The sequence below is a fragment of the Sphaerospermopsis sp. FACHB-1094 genome (assembly GCF_014696195.1).
In the GTDB taxonomy this organism is placed as follows: domain Bacteria; phylum Cyanobacteriota; class Cyanobacteriia; order Cyanobacteriales; family Nostocaceae; genus Sphaerospermopsis; species Sphaerospermopsis kisseleviana.
In genome coordinates this window covers 1-19028 of the sequence record NZ_JACJPT010000031.1, presented here as the reverse complement: position 1 = coordinate 19028, position 19028 = coordinate 1, and the positions used below count along the sequence as shown (strand labels likewise).

The window sequence follows — 19028 nt, the reverse complement described above, 5'->3', positions numbered from 1 at the left end:
GAAGGGGTATCAGGGACTGGGGAGTGAGAAATATTTGATTTTGAACTGTCCCTAATTTTGATACCAATTATCCTTCATCCCTCAGCCCCAGTCTTAATATTTTTCTACCTGCTGCTTTTTCGTCACCTTTAACTGAATCATGACAGACTATAAACGTAAACGCGTTGTTGTAACAGGTGTAGGCGCGATTACACCTATTGGTAACAATCCATCTGAATATTGGGAAGGACTGTTAAGCGGACGTAATGGCATAGACTACATCACAGCTTTTGATGCGTCTAAGCATGATTGCCGCATTGCGGGGGAAGTGAAGAACTTCGATCCGCATGAATACATGGAGCGCAAAGAAGCCAAGCGCACTGATCGGTTTGCCCAATTTGCGATCGCAGGTGCTAAACAGGCTATATCAGACGCACAATTAGTTATCAATGACCTCAACGCCGAGCAAATAGGTGTCATGATCGGTTCAGGCATTGGTGGCATTAAAGTATTAGAAGACCAGCAAACAGTCTATCTAAACAAAGGACCAGACCGCTGTAGTCCATTCATGATCCCGATGATGATTGCCAACATGGCAGCAGGATTAACAGCAATTCATACTGGTGCAAAAGGTCCAAACTCCTGTTCTGTGACAGCTTGTGCCGCTGGTTCTAATGCTATCGGTGATGCCTTTCGCTTAATTCAAAATGGATATGCCCAAGCAATGATTTGTGGCGGATCAGAAGCAGCCGTTACACCATTGTCTGTAGCTGGATTTGCCGCAGCCAGGGCGCTATCCACAAAAAATGATCCAGAAAAAGCTTGTCGTCCCTTTGACAAAGATCGGGATGGCTTTGTCATGGGTGAAGGTTCAGGAATTTTAATTCTGGAAGAATTGGAACACGCAATCAGTCGTGGTGCGAGAATTTATGCAGAAATGGTCGGCTATGGGATGACCTGTGATGCTTATCATATTACTTCCCCCGTACCTGGTGGTTTAGGTGCAGCTAGAGCAATGGAACTGGCACTCAAAGATGGTCAGCTGACACCAGAAATGATTACCTATATTAATGCTCATGGAACCAGCACCCCAGCCAATGATGTCACAGAAACGGCAGCTATCAAAAAGGCTTTAGGCGATTATGCCTATAAGATAGCAATTAGTTCCACCAAATCCATGACAGGTCATTTGTTAGGTGGTTCAGGAGGAATAGAAGCAGTAGCTACAGTTTTGGCGATCGCTAATGACCACATCCCCCCCACCATCCACTTGGATAATCCTGATGAGGGTTGTGATTTAGATTATGTACCCCACACCAGCCGCGCTCAAATCGTAGAGGTGGCTTTATCCAACTCCTTTGGGTTCGGTGGTCATAATGTCACTTTGGCGTTTAAGAAACATCGCTAATGGTGACTGGTGATTGGGGATTGGTGACTGGGAAAATACAAATAATTTCCCCCTGTTCCCCTGCTCCCTGCTCCCTGCTCCTCTGCCTCCTGCCTCCTGAAGTGACCCTGTGGAACATATTATATATATCATTCCCAGCTAAACCAAGGGTTTGGCATGACCAAATTATTAGCTCTATTCATCACCTAAAACTCAGAAGATCCCGCTTGTCCTTATGCTAGTAGGAATGGGATGATGTAAATTGTGGGATCACTTGATAATGAACCCAAAAACAGAAAGCTACAAAGAGTCCTAACCCGTCGTTAACAATAAAAAATTATGGCTGTTGCAACCAAATCCATCGAAGAACTTTGTATTAACTCAATCCGTTTTTTGGCTGTTGATGCCATAGAAAAATCCAAGTCGGGACACCCTGGACTACCTATGGGCGCTGCTCCTATGGCGTTTGTCCTGTGGAACTCCTTCATGCGGTATAACCCCAAAAATCCTAAATGGTTTAACCGCGATCGCTTTGTTCTCTCTGCTGGTCATGGCTCAATGTTGCAGTATGCCTTGCTGTATCTGATGGGCTACGATAGCGTTACCATAGATGACATCAAGCAATTTCGTCAATGGGGGTCTAAGACCCCAGGCCACCCAGAAAACTTTGTGACAGATGGTGTGGAAGTAACTACTGGTCCCTTGGGTCAAGGTATTGCTAACGCAGTTGGTTTAGCTTTAGCAGAAGCACATCTAGCAGCTAAGTTTAACAAACCCGGTGCGACAATTGTAGACCATTACACCTATGTAATTCTGGGTGATGGTTGCAACATGGAAGGTATTTCTGGTGAAGCTGCTTCTATCGCTGGACACTGGGGATTAGGTAAATTAATCGCCCTGTACGATGATAACCACATCTCTATTGATGGTTCTACCGATGTAGCTTTTACAGAGGATGTTTCTAAGAGATTTGAAGCCTACGGTTGGCACGTACTTCACGTTAAAGATGGTAACACCGATTTAGAAGGAATTGCCAAAGCGATCGAAACAGCAAAAGCTGTCACCGACAAACCCACCATGATCAAGGTGACAACCACCATTGGTTATGGTTCTCCCAACAAAGCAAATACTGCAGGTATTCACGGTGCTGCTTTAGGTGCAGATGAAACAGCATTAACCCGGAAAAACTTAGGTTGGGATTATGCACCCTTTGAAATTCCTCAAGACGTTCTTGATCACACCCGCAAAGCAGTAGAACGCGGTGCTGCTTACGAAGCAGACTGGAAAAAAACCTTAACTGAATACAAAGCTAAATATCCCCAAGAAGCGGCAGAATTTGAACGTTTCCTCAGTGGTGAATTACCAGAAGGTTGGGATCAAGTTCTTCCCACCTATACCGCCGAAGACAAAGCACAACCCACCCGCAAACACTCAGAAATCTGTCTCAACAAACTAGGGGTTGTTTTACCTGAATTAATTGGTGGTTCTGCTGACTTAACCCACTCCAACCTCACCGAACTCAAAGGTGCTGGAGACTTCCAAAAAGGACAATTCCAAAACCGTAACATTCACTTTGGTGTACGGGAACACGCAATGGGCGCGATCTGTAACGGTATAGCCTTACATCGCTCCGGTTTAATGCCCTACGGTGCAACCTTCTTAATTTTCACAGACTATATGCGGGCTGCTATTCGTTTAGCTGCGCTCTCTGAAGCTGGTTCAATTTGGGTAATGACTCACGACTCCATCGGCCAAGGTGAAGACGGTCCTACTCACCAACCCATTGAAACTTTAGCTTCTCTGCGTGCTATTCCTGATTTAACAGTAATTCGTCCCGCAGATGGAAATGAAACTTCTGGTGCTTACAAAGTAGCGATCCAAAAGTCTAAAGAAAATGCTTCCACTCTCTTAGCTTTCACCCGTCAGAACGTCCCCAACTTAGGTGGTACATCTGTTGATGGTGTGGCTAAAGGTGCATACACCATTGTAGATTGTGCTGGTACACCAGACATCATTTTAATTGGTACTGGTTCAGAAGTTAGCCTCTGTGTAACTGCTGCTGAGAAACTCACCGCCGAAGGTAAGAAAGTCCGCGTTGTTTCTATGCCTTCTACAGACTTATTTGATGCTCAAGATGCAGCTTACAAAGAATCTGTACTACCAAAATCTGTTACCAAGCGTTTAGCGGTAGAAGCTGGTTGCAGTTTTGGCTGGCATAAATATGTTGGTACTGAAGGCGATACCGTCAGTATTGATAGCTTTGGTGCTTCTGCTCCTGGTGGTACTTGTATGGAGAAATTTGGCTTTACCGTTGATAATGTTTTAGCTAAAGCTAAGGCATTGTTAGGTTAATTAACAACAGAATATTTCTCTAAATAGTTTGAAGGTGGGGTGAAAATCCTACCTTTTTTGTTTTTGTGATTTGCAATACGAATTGACACTCTGCGTTCTAAAGGAGCGCAGATTCTTGATTCAACGTTTTCATATTCATTATTGCCAAAATTACCAAAAAAATAGTCGGCTTCAGCCGACTTTTGTTATGAGACTGGGAATTCATTCCCAGACGGTTATTCATTTTCAAACGGTTATATCAATCATGCGATCGCATCATGTAGAGAAACTGATTCTAATAATCACATCATTGTAATCGAAATCTCCACCATCAGGTAAATCTTTAAAACCAAAGATGTTATTTCCTAACAAACGAATGTGATCTACTCCGTTATTTAATCCCAAATAAGGGAAATAAACTTGCGGATCATTGTCAGTATTATTATCAAGTAATTGGGATAAAGTACCATTGACAACTATCATGGGAGCTAAGATTGAACCAGTGGCAATGATGGCGCTATCTGTAAATTTACCTTGGTTATCCCCAGAGATAGCGACAGCAACAATGCTATTTGCTGTTCCTGTTCCTGGTCTAACCGCTACACTTTGGATTCCTGCGCCTAAACTAGAAAGATCAATTTGATTAATTTGTTGATTAATTTGTGTAAGATGCTGTGGATCTGAAATATCAACTACTTGCAGAACAGGTTTACATCAACTAATAATAATAAATCTGTTGGGTTGCATTTGATTTAACCCAACCTACAAATTACTATTATTAAAAACACCAGTATCAATAATAGCTTTGCACAATTTATCAATGACGGGGACTGAAACACTATTTCCAATTAGTTTCATCCATCTTGCTCGGGACTCTGGTAATTTAAAATCATGGGGAAATCCCTGTATTAAACAGGCTTCGCTTTTAGTAATTTTTCTAAATTCTCTTGGTTCATAAACTTCTTTGATGAATTTGTTTTTAAAATCATGATGATTTATAGCTACAATTGTTTTTAAGGTGATAAAATCATTTGTATCACTTGCCACTAAAGTTGGGAAAATATCAGAAGTTGGCAAAAAAATACGACTAACACCAAATAATCCTGTACTTATTTTCGTATTTTTAAAATCATAGCGAATTTCCACACACTCAATAATATGCTTTTGTTTGAGAGAATCAATTGTTTTTTGGATTGATATTTTTTCTAATTTAAACACTTTTTGTACTTTTAAAGTATCAATTATTATTTCTCCATTATTGGTAAATGAAAGCAGTATTTCTTCAGCTTGAGTCAAATTCTTAATATTATCTTTAATATTAGACTGTTTGATCATAAAACGATATTCTTCTGATTTGAAAATTTCTAATGTTACCAGTTCATCAATTTCTGGTTGTGTAATTGATGAATCTAGACTTTGAAAATGTGCTAATGATAATGGGTTTCCGTCTAATTGTCCGTAATTACTTTTGCGTCTGTTTTTAAGTAGTAATAAACAAATATTTTTCTGTCTTTCAGTAGTTTCAATAATATCCCATGAGTGTATTGTGGTATGACCATTTCTCAGGTCATTAAATAAAAAGTAATCATTAAATCCGTTGGTATGTGAAAGACTCATACTTTTAGAGGAAATAATATTACCAAATATATCTCTCTCAATAACCTGGTTATCTATTTTTTTCTCTGATGTAATACCTAATATATCGCCAAGTGTGCGTTTTTTATCTGTTGGTTTTGGTAAAGCGAACTTTTCTAAATACTCTTGTTTATGAAATCCAATTATATATACACGGATTCTATTTTGTGGTACACCATAATCAAAGGAGTTAATAACAAAATATTTAGCATAATATCCTGCTTTTGCTATTCTTTCTAGGATGTATGCTAAGGATTTTTGATTCCGAGGATCAACTAATCCTTTGACATTTTCAAAGATAAATGCTTTGGGTTGTGATTGTTGTAGTAAATAAATTGTATCGTTCCATAATTGTCCTCTATCATCATCAAAACCTAGATTTTTACCTGCAATTGACCAACTTTGACAAGGAACTCCAGCAGTTAATAAATCATGGGGTGGTAATTCTTTAATTTTGGTAATATCTCCTAAGTTATAACTAGATTCAATTTGAAAGTTATCACAATATGTATTTATGGCATCTTGATTTATTTCGCTAAATCCTAAACAATGACCACCATTGTTACTTAATGCCATTTTAAATCCACCAATTCCCGCAAACAGGTCAATAAAAGTAAATCTTATCTTCTGCATTTTATGTCTCTTATTCTCAATCAATTATTTTAAAAATCCTTCTTCAAAATCTTGAGGAGGTTCAATTCCTAAAAATTCTTTATAAATTCTTTCTTTGTAATCCTTACCTAATACATTAATTTCTTTAATGAAATTACTATAAGTACCTTCTCCTCCAATCAGTTCCCAAAATTCATCCCCTATTAACACTGATTCATCTTCATACATATTGAACCATCTCATAGGAAAAGTCCATTTATAATCTTCTTTTTTACCGTAAGGATTATATGGCAAAGCATAGTAGGCATAATCAACAACTGTTGGATTCATTGCTAAAAGCTTAAATAATTTTTCTTTACTTACTTTTGTTTGATCACTATTTGGTAATGGAGCTTTTAATTCAAAAGCATACCTTGTTCCATGTTCTTTGTTTTCTATAAAAATATCACACACAACACTTACAGGAATAAGTTGTCCACCTCCTGCCTTAATATATTTTAATTCTTGTTCCCAATTAGGTTTTATTTTTTCCTTACCTTTACTATGTTCTAATTTATTTAAAATTTCTTGAATCCTTCTTAAACTTTCTTGTCCAATTGTTCCGTTGATTGTATGTCCCATTTGACAATTACCATGAGCTTCTAAAGCAACTACTTGTGCAAGTTTTTCCCATACACTACCAAATGGAGTGACAAATCTTCTTTCAAAATGTGAACCTTTAAAAATTTCATCAGGTACTAAGGCTGCATACATAGGTTTACTTGAACGGTGATTTTCTTTAATAAAAGGATCGGTAATTAAAACACGCTCCATTACTCGTTCCATCATTTCAGATATGACATCTTTTATGGCTTTTGAAATTCTTTCCTGTTTATTCATGGCAATATTTTATACTTTTCTATTTTTCAAGGATGAATTTTTAACGTCCACCCATTAACCTTCATACAAACATGAAATCCTCTGGTAATTCTTCATCCAGATCAGTTTCCATTCCTTCTGTAAGCATAGATGCACGATGATATATTTCTTCTGTAAGTGGTTCAATATTACTGGGATTTTTTTTGATATCTCTAGCAAGGAAATTTAAAAACGCCTTGACAAAATAATGCTTTGCCATAGTTGGTGACAATATTCTATTCATTCCTGGTGTTTCTCCTTTTTTCTGATGAATAATTATGTACTTACTGGAACGATTTACACCAGTGCGAGAAGCGCGTATATTTTTGCGAACCCTCAGTTTCATGATTCTAATTCGTTTGTGTTGAGGTAATGATATTGATACATATATTCTTAATGATACCATATTTTTTAAAGACTGGGAATTAATTATGTAGGTTGGGTTGACGTAAGGAAACCCAACATCAACTAATAATAATAAATCTGTTGGGTTGCATTTCATTTAACCCAACCTACAAAAAAAGCTTATTTCTCAATTAGTTTATATAACGTCTTAAAGAAACAAGGAATATGATTTTCCACACTTCCATCTAGCTTTGAATAAAATTTACCAATTTCTAAAGATAACTGTTCTCTAAACTTATGTTCTGAATGAGGCCAATTATTATCAGGTAAAATTTGCTTCCAATATTCCTTAGATTTCACCAACATTAATAAAGCATTGATTAATTTATTTTTATCATCTGAACTTTGATAATTACAATACTCTTGATTCCATGAATATTGAAATTTATCTATTTCCACACCATCCAAATTAGGAAGATAACTAATTCTTTGAATTACCCTTGACCAATGAATTTGTAAATCTTTATCATCAGTCATATCATTAACCATATCTAAATAAATATTTTCTAAATTCACCAAATTTTCTTTATATAAAGGATAACTAACATAATGATTATCAAAAACTTCCTGAATACCAGGTGATAAAAAATAAGCCTCTTTATGAATTAAACCAGTTACCCAAATACGATGATGGTCTGTGTTAGATTCATTGATATTTCCTTGCTGATAAAGACTATAAAAAATATCTTCTGTATTTTTAAAACTGTAATCTTCCTCAATTTCAGCAAATTGAACATCTAAATCTACAATGGCAAAAAGTAGGTCAGGATTTAAAAATGATTGACTGCTATCAGCATTATGCAAATCTAAAATTTTAAAATATGTATTTAATACATCATTTCTATCACCACAATTAAAAAATTGCGGTCTATATTCTTTCCACCATGTAGGTACACAAGCATTATAAAAATTAGCATCTGGCATCTGTTCCATTTGCTTGTATAATTGCGGTGAACGTCTCCCTTGTACTTGGGAAATAACACCTTCACAAAGAATTACTATTCTATTTCTAATTCTTGCAGATTTAATAATATTTAAACAATGTTCTTTTAGTTCAGTTTCATTTAAACTCATATTTTGTTTTACATTAATTATTGAATTGTTTTTGATGGTAATTTTGGTTCTAATTCTTTAATATGAGCAGGTGTAACTGCTTGACAAATTTCATAGGAATGGGTAGCTAAAATATATTGATTAGTCGCACCCCATTCTTCTAAATCTCTTACTATTTGATATTGCCAATCTGGATGAAATGATATTTCTAATTCATCCATCAGAACAATTGCATCTTTGATATTATTATACTTTAACCACATATAAATACATAATCTTTTTAATTCTCCATGACTTAAATCTTCTGGATAAAGTTCTGTATCATCACCATCAATTTTAAAATTAATTCCAGATAAATCTGGTTGTACGTTAATTTTTTTATTGGTTAAAAGATTATTCAGTTCAGCTAATAGTTTTACATAATTATTACCATAATTTCCCTCTTGTTCTACAGCTTGTTTAAAATCTTCATCCCGTGCTTTTTTGAATGCTTCAATCAAAATATCTATTGCTAGAAAATCATAAGTAAAAAAGCCAGGTAATTTAGAATTAGCTGTTTTAATTTGTTGGTAATAGTTTGTTTGATTATTTTCCTGTTTTTTAAATAGAGATTTTCTGTTGTCTGGTTGTAGAAATAGGAATATTTGTGAAATATGAGCAGTTAGAAATATTTTGTCTGAAATGTTTTTAAAAAACTCATCTGCTTCATTTATATCATTAATGCCATCAAAAACACACATTAATTTTTCTTCCACATGATTAATCTCATTATAAATATCACATATATATACAACATTATTGTTTCTTAAAATTTCGTTTAGTAAATTACGATATTCTTGCAATAATGCTTTTACGTTGTTAATTTCTATTTGTATTTCTTGTATTTCTGCATTGATTGTCTTTTCTAATAATAATTCTTCTGGAGCTAATGATTTTTCAGCCCCATTCTTTGTAACTTTACGTTTTAAATTTAATAAGCCCATTTTTTTAGTTCTTATTTCTTGCTCTAAAGGTAATATATTTTCATGTATAAAATTTTCTTTATGAAAATTGCAAACTATAAAATTTTCCTTGTCATTAATAATCCCAGATTCTAAATCTTCTAGAGTAGTAAATTTTGTATTTACATAATCCATAACATCTTCCAAAACATATTTTCCATTACCTATAAAAAATTCTATTTTTACCGTCTTACTACCATCCCAAATATCAATGATAGCTAAAGTCCTTTTCCCAGACTCATCATTAACCTGAAAACCATAAAGTAAATTTTGAATAAACTCGACTCTATCAGGATTACCAGCACAGTGCAAAAGAACAAAAATCAACTGTAACAATGTACTTTTACCTCCTCCATTTTGACTACCAAGAGGAAAAATACGCGGAGTAAATTCCTTTTCAAAAGTAATATCTACATTTTTCAAAGCCCGAAAATCAGGTATTTGGATTCTTTGTATGTGCATAAATAAATTAATATATTGCTTTAACGTCACAAATTTATTATACCTATTATACTATCTTCCCAGTCTAAAATTACTTATCTTCTTCTTTCTTCCTTCGTGTCCTTCGTGTCTTCGTGGTTTAATAACTCCGTAAGTTGGGTTGACATAAGGAAACCCAACATCAGCCAATAATAAATGTGTTGGGTTGCATTTCATTTGACCTAATCTACAAATTAAATTATTGAAAAAAGTTAATTTTATCACCAAGCTACTAAGTCGTGATCTTGAATTTCAGGAGAATGTTCTATAAATTGATATTCATCTATGGGATATAAAGGGGTCATTAATTCCCAAATAATATTAGTTTCAGTATCCTTGACAACTGAATGTGATATTAATTTAGCTTTATCCCCTGCAAATTTAATAAGGTAGCCTGAAATTACTACCAAATTTTTATTTACAACCGAAAATTTCCTTGCTGTCGCATGGCAAGCATCATCCCACTTCAAATCATGAGGAGCTTTATATAGATTGTTGTCAGCAGTTAGTTCTCTTCTTATAGAGAAATTACTGTTATTTAGAGCAGCCAAAATTTCTTGGAGTTCACTTTTACTTGGTTGTCTAGTAGCAAAAGGAAATTCACCAACTATTTCAATGTTTGTAAAATTCATGGTTGTAAATGTCATGTTTGTAGTTGACAATAATATGATAGAGGATTGCAGTAGTTTATCAATATGTAGGTTAGGTTTTTTGAAATCAACCCAACCTACAAAAAACCTAACCCAAAACGAAATTCACCAACTTACCAGGAACAACGATCGCCTTCTTAATTTCCTTCCCTTCAATATAACGCTTCGCCACCTCAGACTCCCGCGCATACTTCTCCAACTCAACCTTATCTAACTGCGAAGGAACTTGAATAGCACCGCGAGTTTTACCCATAATTTGAATTACTAAAGTAATCTCATCAGCTATCAAAGCAGCAGGATCAAAACTCGGCCAATTTTCAATATGTACCGTCCCCTTATTCCCCAACAAATGCCATAATTCATCAGCAATATGGGGTGCAAAAGGTGCTAACATAATCACCAAAGTTAGAATCCCTTCCGCATAAATTGGCGAATTATTACACTTAGCATCAGTCAACGCATTACTTAACTTCATCAATTCCGAAATAGCAGTATTGAATTGATATTCTTCCTCCACATCTTCCGTAATTGCTTGAATCGCTAAATGAATCGCTCTCCTTAAATCTTTTTCCTCTTTACTTAACTTCTCCAAATCAGCTTGTTTCTTACAAACTCCCGCCGCAGCGTAATCTGTAACCAACCGCCAAACACGGTTTAAAAATCTAAATTGTCCCTCAACATCAGCTTCATCCCATTCTAAATCTTTTTCTGGAGGTGCTTTAAATAAAATGAACATCCGCGCTGTATCAATGCCATATTTATTAATCACATCTTCCGGTGCTACACCATTTCCTTTAGATTTAGACATGGTAGCATAAACCTTTTCTAAAGGTTCTCCAGTTTGCGGATCTACAGGATTATTAGCATTAACTAAATTTGAAGGAATCCATTTATCTTTACCGCTTTTTTTCGGGTTCATGTATGTTAAACCCTGTACCATTCCCTGAGTTAATAACTTTTGAAATGGTTCATCAAAATTCAACAAACCTCTATCTCTTAATACTTTGGTAAAGAAACGAGAATACAACAAATGTAAAATCGCGTGTTCAATACCGCCCACATATTGATCAACTGGCATCCAATCATTTACTCTACCACCATCAAAAATTTTTTCTGCATTTGTGGCATCAGTAAACCGCAAGAAATACCAAGAAGAATCAATAAAAGTATCCATTGTGTCGGTTTCTCTTTTTGCTGGAGTACCGCAACTTGGACAAGGAACATTTACCCAACTTTCTAAATGTGCTAAAGGTGAACCACCACGGCCACTTAATTCAATTTCTTCTGGCAATTGTACAGGTAAATCTTTTTCTGGTACGGGTACAATTCCACAATTAGGACAATGAATAACAGGGATAGGTGCGCCCCAATAACGTTGACGAGAAATTAACCAATCTCGCAAGCGATATTGTACTCTTTCTTTACCAAAACCTTGTTTTTCTGCATATTCAGTAATGGCTTTTTTTCCATCTACAGAATTAATGCCATTAAAGTCACCAGAGTTAATTAAAATTCCCGGTTCTGTGTAAGCTGATTTTATATTTTCATCTGCTCTAATTTCGGGAACAATTACCACTTTAATTGCTAAATTCTGCTCTTGGGCAAATTTGAAATCTCGCACATCATGGGCGGGTACTCCCATCACCGCACCTGTACCATATTCATAGAGTACATAATCTGCAATCCAAATCGGTACTTCTTCCCCAGTGAAGGGGTTGATAGCTTTCCCCCCGGTAGGAATACCCCGTTTTGGTTTGTCTTCTGCGGTTCTTTCTAATTCGCTTTGGTTGCTTACTTCTTTAATAAAAGCTTCTACCGCTGTTTTTTGGTCTGAAGTGGTGACAAGTTGAGTTAAAGGGTGTTCTGGAGCTAATACGACGTAGCTAACGCCATAAACGGTGTCGGGACGGGTAGTATAAACAGCGATTTTTTCATCTAAACCGACTATGGGAAATTCTAAATATGCACCAGTGGATTTTCCGATCCAGTTAGCTTGCATTACTTTAACTCGTTCTGGCCAACCAGGTAATTTATCCAAATCATTTAATAATTCTTCGGCATAATCGGTAATCTTTAAAAACCACTGCCGCAATAATTTACGTTCTACAATTGCTCCGCTACGCCAAGAACGTCCTTCACTGTCTACTTGCTCGTTTGCTAATACCGTTTGATCAATGGGGTCCCAATTTACAGCCGCTTCTTTTTGATAAGCTAAACCTGCTTCTAAAAATTGCAGAAAAATCCACTGTGTCCACTTATAATAATCGGGGGAACAGGTAGCCAATTCTGCATCCCAATCTAAGGATAAACCCAGACGCTTTAATTGCTGTTTCATCTGGTCTATATTTTTATATGTCCATTGGGCAGGAGGTACACCTCTATCAATGGCGGCGTTTTCTGCGGGTAATCCAAAGGCATCCCAACCCATAGGATGTAATACTCTATACCCTTGCATTTTTTTGAGGCGGGCGATTACATCTGTAATGGTGTAGTTACGGACGTGACCCATGTGTAAGCTACCAGATGGGTAGGGAAACATGGAAAGCGCGTAAAATTTAGGTTTGTTTGGGTCTTGATTGGTTTTATCTAATCCCAATTCTAACCATGTTTGCTGCCATTTTTCTTCAATTGCGGCCGGGGTGTATGATGCTTTTGGGGTGGACTCCACAATTAAAAACTCCTAATATTTTTCCTAGTTTCGCTATTGTGGCATAATCCTAGATATCAAGTCCGGCTAATTTATGCAGTAGTTATAGTTGTTCTAGACTTTTGATTAAGTCTTCCTTCTCCAAAACACGATCATACATCTCTGGTCTGATCTATCGGCTGTGAATGTCTTTCTTTACAGACAAAATGAACTTTACACTACAGCAATTATTTTTATACTACAGCATAGTGACTTTTTGGCTGAAGTGCTAAATGTATAAAAATTTTCTTAATCCCTCATCTACCTGTGCTTGTAAATGATTTGATAGCTGAAACTGTCACCTGTCACCTACTTCAATTTCCCATAGGCATAACGAGTTAAACTACCCTCATTCAGATTATTCCACGCATATATACCATCTCTAAAGGGTTTCCAAATTTCATAAACCGCTTTAAAATCTGCATCCTTCGCCGCAAACTCATCATACAAAGCAAAAGATTCTTTTTCCGCTGCTTCTAATATTTCCTGACTGTAAGCACGCACTTGTACCCCTGCTTTTAATAGTTTATCTAAAGCTTCACTATTACGTGCATCATAACGGGCTAACATTGTGGTATTTGATTGATAGGCGGCTGTTTCTAAAGCTGCTTGATATTGAGGAGGTAGCTTTTTCCACTCATCTAAATTAATTTGTACTTCTAAGGTTGGACCCGGTTCCCACCAACCAGGATAATAGTAATATTTAGCAACTTTATTTAAGCCTAATTTCTCATCGTCGTAGGGTCCTACCCACTCAGCAGCATCAATAGCGCCGGTTTGTAAAGCTTGGAATATCTCTCCCCCTGGAAGTGTCTGTACTGTTACCCCTAGTTTGGACATGACTTGTCCGCCTAAACCGGGAATACGCATTTTTAGTCCCTTGAGGTCATTCAGTGTTTTCACTTCCTTGCGAAACCATCCCCCCATCTGTGTACCCGTATTTCCCGCAGGAAATTGAATCACATTAAATTTACGGGCGTAAATTTCCTGAAGTTTGGCTAAACCGCCTCCTTCATATAACCAAGCGTTTTGCTGTTGGGCATTCAATCCAAATGGTACGGATGTTCCAAAAGCTAAAGCCTGACTTTTCCCAATGTAGTAATAAGCTGCTGTGTGTCCTGCTTGGACTGCACCTTGAGAAACCACATTCAGAACTTCTAAACCAGGGGCTATTTCTCCTGCTGCACGGGGTTCGATGATAAATTTACCATTGGTTAGGGCTTTGACCCGTTCTGCCAAAACCTGCGCTCCGCCAAAAATTGTTTCTAAGGATACTGGCCAACTGGTGGCCATTTGCCATCTAATGGTGGGTAGGTTGCTAGTGTCTGCTTGTCCTTTTGTAGCTGGGTTTGTGGCTTTTTGACAACCACCAACTATTGCCACTCCTGTAGCAGCGATCGCACTTTGAGATAATCTGTTAACAATAGCTCGACGTTTCATAACAGTTAATACTATTGACCTAAAATTAAGATATTCCCACAATATCATAATGATGCAACAATTCAGAAATTCCGATGAGATTTATTATTTCTGATAATTTTGTCAATTTCCCATCATTTCATATTAGTATAAAAATATTAAGTAATTTCTAACTAATATTTAACAGCTATGTTAGAAACTGTTTTGGCCAAGCCTAGCATTAAACTGCCACCCACCCAGGCAGAACTTCCTTGTGATGATGGTATCCCGATGGAGACACAAAGACATAAATTACAAATGGATATTTTAATTGATACGATTCAGCCTTGGTTAGATCAAAGGGCTGATGGATATGTAGGAGGCAATATGTTTGTCCACTACAGTTTAGCACAATTAAAAAATCAAGATTTTCGCGGTCCAGATTTCTTTGCTGTTTTAGGTGTGCCGAAAACAGAAAGATTATCTTGGGTGGTTTGGGAAGAGGGAAAACCGCCAGATGTTGTAATTGAATTACTGTCAGAAAGTACAGCTAATAATGATAAAAATGCGAAAAAATTGATTTATCAAAATCAAATGCGGGTATCTGAATATTTTTGGTATGACCCTTTTAAACCAGATGATTTTGCAGGTTTTGATCTAAATAGTGGTGTATATCAACAAATACCATTAAATGATCAAAAGCAACTGGTAAGTAAAGTCTTAAATTTGGCTTTAGTGCGTTGGCAAGGTAAGTATAGAGGTGTTGAAACAACATGGTTACGCTGGGCAACTTTGGATGGTGAGTTATTTCCTACTTCTCAGGAAATCGCAGAAATTGCAAAACAAAAAGCAGATGAAGTAGAACAAATTGCAGAACAAGAAAAACAACGTGCAGAACAAGAAAAACAACGTGCAGAACAAGAAAAACAACGTGCAGAACAAGAAAAACAACGTGCAGAACAAGCTGAACTGCAATTAAGAAAAGTTGCGATGAATTTATTACAGAATGGAATGTCTGTAGAACAAGTAGCACAGTTAACAAATTTGGATATTTTCGATGTGGAAAGATTGATTAATTAAATAGTAGGGGTTTAGCAGTGCTAGACCCCTACAGGACTGATAAATAGATTAAATATTGTGAAATATCATCTTGTAAAAAATTTTTTATAACTGAATTTTGAACAATATTTAAAGGAGGCAGGAGTTGAAAGGCAGGAGGCAGGAGGCTGTCTTAGTGGGGGATTTAAACCCGCCTCTAATCGTAGACCGCCCTTGCGGGTTCGCCAGTCACCTACAGAAGAAAACCTTCTTGCAGTGCTGGCTCACCAAATCACCAGATTATGGCGGTGGACTTAAACCCAAATGGGCGAGTCAAAAAGGCTTTATTCTTAATTCAAAAATTTTCCTTCTGCCTCCTGCCCTCTGCCTCGCCCGATAGCGCAGCGTGGCGTTAGCCATAGGGCAGTTAAAGTATTAACGTAAGTTGCTAGTTACAAATATTCAGGTTTATTTCTCGATTAGATCCCCCGTCACCCCCCTTAGAAAGGGGGAAATTAATCAAAGTCCCCCTTTTTAAGGGGATTTAGGGGGATCTAGAAGGCTTATGCTTATAGTTATAACTAGCAACTTGGGTTATTATTGAGACTTAATCCTGCATTCTCAATTCTTACCCTGAATTTATTATGTTCTATGCGTAACTCAAGAAGATTCACCTTCATCAGCAAGCTGTTAAAAGTATCCCAGTTTATTGACAAATGTGCTGATAAATTGGGATGGTTATCCAATTGGCTAGTTTTACTCACCATTGGCGTTGGTTTCTTTAATGTTGTCGCCCGTTATCTAGGGCGCTTCATCGGAGTGCAATTATCTTCTAATGCCTTATTAGAGCTACAATGGTATCTATTTTCTCTCACTTTCTTACTAGGCTTTGCGTACATTTTACGTCATGGCGAAAATGTGCGGGTTGATTTTCTCTATACTAATATGAGTGAAAAAAGACGCGCCTTAGTTGATTTTTTAGGAACAATTTTATTTTTAATTCCCTTTTGTTTAATTGGTATTTGGGTGACATTTAACCCAGTTTTACAGTCTTGGGGAAGACTAAGTGATGGTACTTGGGGAAATTGGGAAGTATCTTCTGATGCTAATGGTTTACCCCGCGCTCCCATTAAAACAATGGTTCCCATAGGTTTATTATTTCTGCTTTTACAAAGTATTTCTCAAACAATTAAATATGTAGCCGTACTATTAGGCTATGAAGAAGTAGCAGAAAAAATTCGTTTAGAAACTTCAGAAAATATCAATATTGAGTAGGTAAAATTATGGGTTTTCAATGGTTATCCATTTTCATGTTTGTTGGCTTTTTCGTTATCTTAATGAGTGGCTATCCTGTAGCTTTTTCCTTTGCCGGTACAGCCATTGTTTTTGGAATCATTGGTACAGCATTAGGGGCTTTTAATCCTGCCCGTCTCCTACTATTACCCAATAGTTGGTTTGGAACAATGTCTAATTTTACTCTACTAGCTATTCCGTTTTTTGTGTTTCTGGGTGCAGTATTAGAAAAATCAGGATTAGCGGAAGAATTATTAGAAACTATTGGCATTCTTTTTAGTCGTGTCAGGGGTGGTTTAGCCTTAGCAGTCGTTTTAGTAGGAACTGTTTTAGCCGCCACAACTGGAGTTGTAGCAGCTACGGTAATTGTTATGGGAATGTTATCTTTACCTGTAATGATTCGCTATGGCTATGATAAAAAATTAGCTGCTGGGGTGATAGTTGCTTCTGGTACTTTAGCCCAGTTAATTCCTCCAAGTTTGGTATTAGTAATTCTCAGTGATCAAATTGGTGTTTCTGTAGGAGATTTATTTTTAGGGGCATTAATTCCTGGTTTAATGTTATCTGGTTCTTATATTCTTTATATATTAGGATTAGCTGTTTTTAATCCAGAAAAAGTTCCCTTGATTCCTGCGGATGTGGAAATTCCTCAAGGTAGTCAATTAATTAAAAAAGTTTTTAAAGCAGTTATTCCCCCTATTTTCTTAATTCTTGCAGTATTAGGAAGTATTTTCTTTGGTGTTGCTACTCCCACGGAAGCAGGGGCAGTAGGTGCAGTTGGAGCTACTATCCTCGCAGCTTTTAATAAACGTTTGACTCCCCAATTAATTCGTGATGCGGCTCATTCTACAGCGGTAATTACTGCTTTAGTGGTAATGATTTTATTTTCTTCTTCAATGTTTAGTTTGGTGTTTGATGCTTTGGGCGGAAAAACTCTGATTACTGAATTATTAACTGGTTTACCAGGAGGATATTGGGGGTTTATAATTGTTAGTAATTTAGCAATTTTCGCTCTGGGTGTTTTTCTCGAGTTTATGGAAATATGCTTTATTGCTATGCCTTTATTTGTACCTGCTGCCCAAGCTTTAGATATTGATATGGTCTGGTTTGGTGTGGTAATGGCAATTAATTTACAAACTGCTTTTATTTCGCCACCAGTAGGATTTTCTTTGTTTTATTTACAAAGTGTTGCCCCTAAAGAGGTGAGTACATTTGATATTCATAAAAGTGCAATTCCTTTTATGATTTTACAGTTTATTGTTTTGTTAATTGTGATTAATTTCCCCCAAACTGTTCGCTGGTTAATTGATGTTTCCGCAACTACGGGAACTTGAAAAAATAGAAGCGGGGTGCGGGATGGGTAACAGAGGTAGGTATTTTACTTTATCGTGAGGGCAAGACAAGGAAGGACGGTGGACAAGGGGGTAAAAATGTGATTAAAAATTCAATTCTGGAAACTGTTCCCTGTTTCCTGTTCCCTAGCCTCTAACGATCACTTTTTCGGCAAGCCCTAACTAAGCAACCACAGTAATGAATGTTTTTGTATACGGTACTCTAAAACCAGTTCAAGCTAATTATCACCTGTGTGAACATAAAGTATTAACATCAAAAAAAGCGATCGCGTTCGGTAAAATATATGCTTTACCAATGGGATATCCGGCGATGACACTCGGAGATGAGAAAGTTTACGGTTATTTGTTGTCTTTTGCTGACTCCCAGATTTTACCCGCATTGGATGATCTAGAAGATTACCAGCCCACAAAACCAGTGTCATAAAATCTTTACACTAGGGTTAGTAGCTAGTTACTGTTTTCTTAACAAATACTAACAAATACTCACATTTACTGAAAATTTCCTGTCATCTTTTGCTTTGTGACAGAATTACAGTAAAATCACTGTATGCTACTAGGATTCAAAACCCAACTCAAAGTTAACAAGCAACAACGACTACTACTGGCGCAACACGCAGGAGTAGCCAGACACGCTTGGAATCAAGGGTTAGCACTGTGTCAACAGGTATTATTACATAACAAACTGCAACCAGAAGACAAAATCAAATTTCCCACAGCCATAGATTTACACAAATGGTTAGTAGCAGCCATTAAATCTACCCATCCTTGGTATTATGAAGTGTCTAAATGCGCCCCTCAATACGCATTAAGATATTTGTCAGATGCCTTTAA

Annotated in this window: 17 protein-coding genes; 8 read left to right on the top strand and 9 right to left on the bottom strand. The window is 36.7% G+C overall.

Annotation, left to right across the window (positions count from 1 at the left end; all coding sequences use genetic code 11):
- The first annotated feature begins 139 nt into the window (after positions 1-139).
- Both fabF and tkt read left to right on the top strand, forming a co-directional pair.
- Positions 140-1387: a beta-ketoacyl-ACP synthase II gene (fabF, locus tag H6F47_RS11930; protein ID WP_137666178.1), complete on the top strand. Its 1248-nt coding sequence runs from the start codon at positions 140-142 to the stop codon at positions 1385-1387.
- A 318-nt stretch (positions 1388-1705) separates the two neighbouring features.
- Complete coding sequence (gene tkt / locus H6F47_RS11925; protein WP_190649303.1) at positions 1706-3718, top strand: transketolase; 2013 nt, start codon at positions 1706-1708, stop codon at positions 3716-3718.
- 255 nt (positions 3719-3973) lie between these two features.
- Here tkt and H6F47_RS11920 read toward each other — a convergent pair whose 3' ends face one another.
- A complete protein-coding gene (locus H6F47_RS11920) occupies positions 3974-4180 on the bottom strand; it encodes a DUF4114 domain-containing protein (RefSeq protein WP_190649301.1) in 207 nt (68 codons plus the stop codon).
- Between H6F47_RS11920 and H6F47_RS11915 the strand changes: the two genes are divergently transcribed.
- Positions 4179-4340 carry a hypothetical protein gene (locus H6F47_RS11915; RefSeq protein WP_190649298.1) on the top strand — a complete coding sequence of 54 codons (162 nt, stop codon included), beginning with the start codon at positions 4179-4181 and terminating at the stop codon, positions 4338-4340. The genes H6F47_RS11920 and H6F47_RS11915 overlap by 2 nt on opposite strands.
- A gap of 119 nt (positions 4341-4459) precedes the next feature.
- On the opposite strand, the gene dcm is transcribed toward H6F47_RS11915, so the two are convergent.
- From dcm to H6F47_RS11875, 8 genes are all read right to left on the bottom strand, one after another.
- Complete coding sequence (dcm, locus tag H6F47_RS11910) at positions 4460-5989, bottom strand: DNA (cytosine-5-)-methyltransferase (protein ID WP_242027383.1); 1530 nt, start codon at positions 5987-5989, stop codon at positions 4460-4462.
- Positions 5990-6823: a TdeIII family type II restriction endonuclease gene (locus H6F47_RS11905; RefSeq protein ID WP_137668333.1), complete on the bottom strand. Its 834-nt coding sequence runs from the start codon at positions 6821-6823 to the stop codon at positions 5990-5992.
- Positions 6824-6884: 61 nt separating this feature from the next.
- Positions 6885-7187 (bottom strand): type II toxin-antitoxin system PrlF family antitoxin, encoded by a 303-nt coding sequence (locus tag H6F47_RS11900; RefSeq protein ID WP_137668334.1) that lies wholly within the window; start codon positions 7185-7187, stop codon positions 6885-6887.
- Positions 7188-7366: 179 nt separating this feature from the next.
- Positions 7367-8320 (bottom strand): hypothetical protein, encoded by a 954-nt coding sequence (locus tag H6F47_RS11895; protein WP_190649296.1) that lies wholly within the window; start codon positions 8318-8320, stop codon positions 7367-7369.
- Positions 8321-8337: 17 nt separating this feature from the next.
- Positions 8338-9792 carry an AAA family ATPase gene (locus H6F47_RS11890; protein ID WP_347239082.1) on the bottom strand — a complete coding sequence of 485 codons (1455 nt, stop codon included), beginning with the start codon at positions 9790-9792 and terminating at the stop codon, positions 8338-8340.
- A gap of 209 nt (positions 9793-10001) precedes the next feature.
- Complete coding sequence (locus tag H6F47_RS11885) at positions 10002-10412, bottom strand: hypothetical protein (RefSeq protein ID WP_190649294.1); 411 nt, start codon at positions 10410-10412, stop codon at positions 10002-10004.
- A gap of 106 nt (positions 10413-10518) precedes the next feature.
- Positions 10519-13098 carry a leucine--tRNA ligase gene (gene leuS, locus H6F47_RS11880; protein ID WP_190649292.1) on the bottom strand — a complete coding sequence of 860 codons (2580 nt, stop codon included), beginning with the start codon at positions 13096-13098 and terminating at the stop codon, positions 10519-10521.
- Between the two features lie 327 nt (positions 13099-13425).
- The gene (locus H6F47_RS11875) at positions 13426-14556 is read right to left on the bottom strand and encodes a TRAP transporter substrate-binding protein (RefSeq protein ID WP_096571682.1); all 1131 of its coding nucleotides are present in this window, start codon (positions 14554-14556) and stop codon (positions 13426-13428) included.
- A gap of 168 nt (positions 14557-14724) precedes the next feature.
- On the opposite strand from H6F47_RS11875, the gene H6F47_RS11870 reads away from it, so the two are divergent.
- The 5 genes from H6F47_RS11870 to H6F47_RS11850 all read left to right on the top strand — a co-directional run.
- Positions 14725-15594, top strand: coding sequence for a Uma2 family endonuclease (locus tag H6F47_RS11870; protein WP_190649291.1), 870 nt, complete (start codon positions 14725-14727; stop codon positions 15592-15594).
- Positions 15595-16203: 609 nt separating this feature from the next.
- On the top strand, positions 16204-16827 hold the full coding sequence (locus H6F47_RS11865) for a TRAP transporter small permease subunit (RefSeq protein ID WP_096571684.1): 624 nt from the start codon (positions 16204-16206) through the stop codon (positions 16825-16827).
- 8 nt (positions 16828-16835) lie between these two features.
- Positions 16836-18179: a TRAP transporter large permease subunit gene (locus tag H6F47_RS11860; protein WP_137668339.1), complete on the top strand. Its 1344-nt coding sequence runs from the start codon at positions 16836-16838 to the stop codon at positions 18177-18179.
- 196 nt (positions 18180-18375) lie between these two features.
- Entirely contained in the window at positions 18376-18621 is a 246-nt protein-coding gene (locus H6F47_RS11855; protein WP_190346126.1) for a gamma-glutamylcyclotransferase, read from the top strand.
- Positions 18622-18744: 123 nt separating this feature from the next.
- A partial coding sequence (locus tag H6F47_RS11850; RefSeq protein ID WP_190649289.1) for a helix-turn-helix domain-containing protein occupies positions 18745-19028 on the top strand: 284 nt, incomplete at its 3' end.